Annotated in this window: 7 protein-coding genes; 3 read left to right on the forward strand and 4 right to left on the reverse strand. The window is 70.2% G+C overall.

The features are described from left to right. Nucleotides 1-137 precede the first annotated feature (137 nt). Nucleotides 138-650, forward strand: a complete 513-nt coding sequence (locus ACFWF3_RS23030) for a GNAT family N-acetyltransferase (RefSeq protein ID WP_379315224.1) — start codon at nucleotides 138-140, stop codon at nucleotides 648-650. 9 nt (nucleotides 651-659) lie between these two features. Continuing rightward, complete coding sequence (locus tag ACFWF3_RS23035; protein ID WP_378626314.1) at nucleotides 660-1448, forward strand: enoyl-CoA hydratase/isomerase family protein; 789 nt, start codon at nucleotides 660-662, stop codon at nucleotides 1446-1448. Between the two features lie 201 nt (nucleotides 1449-1649). Here the strand turns inward: ACFWF3_RS23035 and ACFWF3_RS23040 are convergent, their stop codons facing one another. The 3 genes from ACFWF3_RS23040 to ACFWF3_RS23050 are packed head-to-tail and all read right to left on the reverse strand — an operon-like array spanning nucleotide 1650 to nucleotide 3650. Further along, on the reverse strand, nucleotides 1650-1901 hold the full coding sequence (locus ACFWF3_RS23040; RefSeq protein ID WP_266291645.1) for a hypothetical protein: 252 nt from the start codon (nucleotides 1899-1901) through the stop codon (nucleotides 1650-1652). Nucleotides 1902-1950: 49 nt separating this feature from the next. Next, the gene (locus ACFWF3_RS23045; RefSeq protein ID WP_358064032.1) at nucleotides 1951-2634 is read right to left on the reverse strand and encodes a uracil-DNA glycosylase; all 684 of its coding nucleotides are present in this window, start codon (nucleotides 2632-2634) and stop codon (nucleotides 1951-1953) included. Between the two features lie 11 nt (nucleotides 2635-2645). Continuing rightward, nucleotides 2646-3650, reverse strand: a complete 1005-nt coding sequence (locus ACFWF3_RS23050; RefSeq protein ID WP_379315227.1) for a thiamine-phosphate kinase — start codon at nucleotides 3648-3650, stop codon at nucleotides 2646-2648. 119 nt (nucleotides 3651-3769) lie between these two features. Between ACFWF3_RS23050 and ACFWF3_RS23055 the strand changes: the two genes are divergently transcribed. Then, entirely contained in the window at nucleotides 3770-4525 is a 756-nt protein-coding gene (locus ACFWF3_RS23055; RefSeq protein ID WP_379315225.1) for a DUF3515 domain-containing protein, read from the forward strand. Nucleotides 4526-4591: 66 nt separating this feature from the next. Here the strand turns inward: ACFWF3_RS23055 and ACFWF3_RS23060 are convergent. Beyond that, nucleotides 4592-5306, reverse strand: a 715-nt coding sequence (locus ACFWF3_RS23060; RefSeq protein WP_379315226.1) for a D-alanine--D-alanine ligase family protein, incomplete at its 5' end; no start/stop codon positions are given.

Here is a 5306-nt window from a genome sequence, read left to right on the forward strand (position 1 = left end):
CCTCCTGCCTGAAGGCGGGCAAGGTCGTCCGCGGCTGATTTTCAGCCCGTACATTCTGCCGACAATGCCCCGGCACCCCTCGTGGGTGATCCGGGGCGTTGTCGTACAACGGCCCCGCGCCCTCGAACGAGTGCGCCGTGTCTGACTGGCGGATCGCGCCGCTCACGGCGAACCGGGTCACCGAACTCGCCGCGTGCCACATCGCCAGCTGGCGTGAGGCCTACGACACGCTCGTGCCCGCCCACATCCTCGACGGCTTCGACCTCGAACGCTCCGCGATCAATTGGGAACGTCGTCGTGCCGCGGGCACCCACCGGTTGCCGGTCGCGCTGGCCGGCGACCGCCTGATCGGTTTCGCCGCCGGGCGGGATCGGCCCGTACCCGGTCGACCGGCGGACCGGTGCCCGTCCACCGAGGCCGAGGCCGAACTCGAAGCGCTCTACGTCCGCAGTGCCTGGCACGGCACCGGCATCGCCGACGCCCTGATCGAGGCGGCCGCCCCCGGATCGCCGTGCACCCTCTGGGTCTTCGCCGACTATCCGCGCGCCCACGCCTTCTACCGCAGGCACGGCTTCACCGACACCGGCAACCGCCGCACCGACCCGTTCACCCTGCTGCCCGAACAATTGTGGCGACGCGAGCCGGGTTAATGTGACGCCATGAGTACCACCGAACCGGTCGCCGCCGCCGAGATCATCGACGGCGTGCTCCAGCTGACCATCGCCACCTCCGCCGCGGGCACCTCGATGGATTTCGACCTGATCAACGCGGGCACCGCGGCCCTGCGCGCCCTCGACCCGTCGGTCGGCGCGATCCTGCTCACCGGCGCGGGCGCGAACTTCTGCGCGGGCGGCAATGTCCGCAATTTCGCCGGGGCCGATGACCGCGGCGCCTACCTGCACCAGCTGGCCGACGAACTCCACGAGTTCGTCCGCGCGCTCGCGGCCGCCCCCGTTCCCGTGATCGCCGCGGTGCAGGGCTGGGCGGCGGGTGCGGGCATGAGCCTGGTCTGCGCCGCCGACATCGCGATCGGTGGGCCCTCGACGAAACTGCGCCCCGCCTACCCCGGCATCGGCCTGTCCCCCGACGGCGGCATGTCCTGGCTGCTCCCCCGCATCGTCGGCCTGGGCCGCGCCAGCGAGATCCTGCTCACCGACGCCGTCCTCGACGCCGACGAAGCCGTCCGCCTCGGCATCCTGAGCCGCACGGTCGCCGACGACGACATCCGCGCCGAAGCCCTCCGCCTGGCACAGACCTTCGTCAACGGCCCCCGCGCCACCTACTCGGCCATGAAAAAACTGCTGGCCCAGTCGCCCACAGCGATTCTGGACCAGCAGCTCGATGCCGAACGCGACAGCATCTCGGCCGCCGCGAACAGCGACACCGGCCGCGAAGGCGTCGACGCCTTCGTCGGCAAGCGCAAGCCGAACTACGTCGGCCTCACCTAGAAGCCACCAACTTCGACATAGAAGTCACCAACTCCCGCGACTGAACTGACCACCCCGGCGCGACCAACGCCACGCCGGGTGTCAGCCACCACGGGGTTTCGGCCGCCTCACATCCGAAGGGCGAGACGGAACGCCGAAGGCGCAGTATCGCCCTTCGGATGTGAGGCCCTCAGGGCCGAAAACCCCGCGGCGCCAGCCGCTCTAACAAGCAGCGCCGAGGGCGCTGAAGGTGTTCTGCAGCAGGCAGGTCACCTTCGCGTTCACGCCCGAGGAGATGGTCGAGGTGCCGGTGGAGGTCCATTCCTCGCCGACCTGGGTGGTGGCCACCGGTGCGGCCTGCTCGTTGTAGGGCTCGAGCTGCAGGCCTGCGGCGGTGGCCGAGCCCGCGCCCGCGGTGATGGCGGCGGCGACGGCGGCGGTCGCGAGGGCAGCGCGAACGGTGGAGATGTGCATCGGGTTGTGCTCCTTCATCATTCTCTTCTGGTGCGGGCGACGCCCCGGGTCAGGGCAGCCGCCAGTCGACGGGGTCGGCGCCGAGTTCGTCGAGCAGTTCGTTGACCCGGGAGAACGGTCGTGAACCGAAGAACCCGCGCGAGGCGGAAAGCGGTGAGGGGTGCGCCGACTCGACGTAGGGCACCTCGGCGTCGACCAGTGTGGGTTTCAGTGAGCGGGCGTCGTTGCCCCACAGCACCGCCACGAGCGGCTCGTCACGGGCGACCAGCGCCCGGATCGCCTGCTCGGTGACCGCTTCCCAGCCCTTGCCCCGGTGCGAGGCGGGCGCGCCGGGGGTGACGGTGAGTACCCGGTTCAGCAGCAGCACACCCTGATCCGACCAGGGGCTCAGGTCTCCGCAGGTCGGCGTATCGAAGCCGAGATCCTTGCTGTATTCGGCGAAGATGTTGGACAAGCTGCGTGGAACCGGCGAAACCTGCGGTGTGACAGAGAAACTCAGCCCCATCGCGTGGCCCGGTGTCGGGTACGGATCCTGGCCGACGATCAGCACGCGCACCGCGTCGAACGGGCGCTGGAACGCGCGCAGCACGTTCTCCCCTTCGGGAAGATAGCCGCGGCCCGCCGCGTTCTCTTCGCGAAGGAATTCGCCCATTTCGCTGATGCGGTCGGTGACCGGCTCCAGTGCCCGGGCCCAGCCCGGATCGATGATCTCCGACAGTGGTTTGGCACCCATGACCGCACAACCTATCGTTCGCCGTCGGTGGGCGTGGCGTCCGCCCCACGGAACGATTCCCAGCCGGTGCCGCCGGTGGGTGTCACGCCGTCGACGGTGACGCCACTGCCTGCGGTTACTACGCCGATCGGCCGCCAGCCCGCGGGGAGCGCCACCTCGGCCGGCCAGGTTCCGGCGAAGGCGTGGTCTTCGCCGCCGGCCAGAATCCATTGCGCGGCATCGGCATCGAGCAATGTCGCGAGGGCCGCCAGTTCGGGGTCGGCCAGCGCCGCGCTGTGCACGTCGATCGCGACGTTCGAGGCGGCGGCGAGATGCCCGAGGTCGGCGAGCAGTCCGTCGGAGACATCGGTGAGGGCGGTCGGGGGGTGCGCGCCGAACGCGTCGATCACCGCCGCGTACGGCGGCTGCGGAACACGATGTGTCGCAAGGGCATAGGTGAACTCGGGATCGGCGAGGTCCGCGCCGCCGGTCAGGACGGCCAGCCCGGCGCCGGACCAGCCGAGTTCGCCTGCCACCGCGACGATGTCACCGGCCACCGCGCCCGAGCGCGTGATCGCGGGCTGTCCGCCGAGGTCGCCGAACGCGGTCACCGAGACGATCAGCTGATCGCTGCGCACCAGGTCGCCGCCCGCGATGGAACCCCCGGCGCGGCCGGCCTCGATCCACATCCCGTCGGCGATCCCTTCGACCACGGACACGGGGGTGCCGGCCGGGCAGCCGAGCGCGACCACGAACGCGGTAGGCCGCGCACCCATCGCCACCACATCGGCGGCGTTCTGGGCGATGGCCTTGCGGCCGATGTCGACGGGCGAGGACCAGTCGAGGCGGAAGTGTCTGCCTTCGACGAGCATGTCGGTGCTCACCACGAACCGCCCATCGGGCGCCGCGACCAGCGCGGCGTCGTCACCGGGGCCGAGCAGCACGTGCGCGGCCTGCTCCCGACCGGCGTTGATCCGGTCGATCAAGGCGAATTCGCCCAGCTCACGCACCGTCTGCGGACGGCTGTCCTCGCTGATGACCGACCCCTTCCCGCTGTGCTGCTGACCGACGAAATCGCCCCGACGGTACCCTTTCGGAGGCGATCGGGCACCACCGACGGCGCAGGCGAACCAGCGAACGGAAGGACCACACAGCTATGGCGGACTCGACACCGGAGGATCGCGACGAGGCGACCACTCCCGACGACACCGCCGCTGCCGACGCGAAATCGTCCGGCGACGAGCCGACGTCCGACGACAATCCGTCGTCCGGCGAAGGCGCCCAGCCGGAACCCGCCACCGAGCCGAGCCTCGCCGCCGACACAGACAGGGACGCGGGCGATTCGGAGTCCGACGACGAGGACTCCGACGATGCCGACCTCGAGTCACACCACTCTCCCGCGCTGATCGCCACCGCGGTCGCCCTGCCCGTCGTCTTGATCGTCGCCGTCCTGGTCGCCGCCTTCATCGCCCTGCGCGCCCCCGTCGAACGCGAGCCCCTCGCCCTCGGCCCGGTCCCGGCCCCCGCCGCCGACGGCCCCGCCTGCCAAACACTGCTCCCGGCGCTGCCCGCCGAGCTCGGCGACTACACCAAGTCGACCCTTGTCGAACCCGCCCCGCCGGCCACCCGCGCCTGGCAGCTCCCCGACGGCGGCGACCCGATCACGCTGCGCTGCGGCCTCGACCGCCCCCTCGAGTTCAACCGCGCGTCACCGCTGACGGTGATCGACGGCGTGAAGTGGTTCCAGGTCCGCGACGAGGTCGGCAAGACCGGCACCTGGTTCGCCGTCGACCGCGAGACCTACATCGCGCTGACCGTCCCCGACGGCTCCGGCACCAGCGCGGTGCAGACCGTGTCCGACATCATCAACGCGAATCTGCCTGCCCGCGAACCGACTCCGGGCGAACTCTGAGCTAATCGACTGGCGCCGTGGGGCTTTCGCGCACAACGCCGCCGAAAGCCCTGCGGCCGAACAGAACTATCGCAGCCCGGTTCCGCGCGCGAGCGCCGTCTCGATCAGCGTCGACACCAGCGTCGGGTAGTCGATACCGGTCGCTTCCCACATCCGCGGGTACTGCGAGATCGGCGTGAAGCCGGGCATCGTGTTGATCTCGTTGATCACCGGACCGTTCTCGGTGACGAAGAAGTCGACCCGCGCCAGCCCCTGGCAGTCCAGCGCGCGGAACGCACGCACCGACAGCTCCCGGATCTCGTCGGCGACATCGTCGTCGAGCTTGGCGGGCACATCGAATTCGCACACGTCGTCGAGGTATTTGGTGGCGAAGTCGTAGAACTCGGGGGCGGCCGCGTCGGCATCGGGCATGCGGATCTCGGAGACGACGCTGCCGCGCACCTCACCATCGGCGAATTCCAGTACGCCACACTCGACTTCGCGTCCGACGATGCCCGCTTCGATGATCACCTTGGGGTCGTGCGCACGGGCGGCGGCGATGGCCGCGGCGAGATCGGCCCAATCGGTGATCTTGGTGATGCCGATCGAGGAGCCACCGCGCGCGGGCTTCACGAAGGCAGGAAGGCCGATCCGGGTCCGGTCGGCCTCGGACAGGGTCTCGGTGCCCGGCCGCAGCACGACCTGCACGCCGACGGGCAACGATTCGGCGGCCAGCAATTTCTTGGTGAACTCTTTGTCCATGCCCGCCGCGCTGGCCAGCACGCCCGCGCCGACATAGGGA

Source organism: Nocardia sp. NPDC060220 (assembly GCF_042727815.1).
Lineage (GTDB): Bacteria > Actinomycetota > Actinomycetes > Mycobacteriales > Mycobacteriaceae > Nocardia.

Bases quoted from the DNA above. Each gene is read 5' to 3' on its own strand.
- ACFWF3_RS23035 (WP_378626314.1), top strand. From the start codon at position 660: ATGAGTACCACCGAACCGGTCGCCGCCGCCGAGATCATCGACGGCGTG.
- ACFWF3_RS23040 (WP_266291645.1), bottom strand. From the start codon at position 1,901: ATGCACATCTCCACCGTTCGCGCTGCCCTCGCGACCGCCGCCGTCGCC.
- ACFWF3_RS23045 (WP_358064032.1), bottom strand. From the start codon at position 2,634: ATGGGTGCCAAACCACTGTCGGAGATCATCGATCCGGGCTGGGCCCGG.
- ACFWF3_RS23055 (WP_379315225.1), top strand. From the start codon at position 3,770: ATGGCGGACTCGACACCGGAGGATCGCGACGAGGCGACCACTCCCGAC.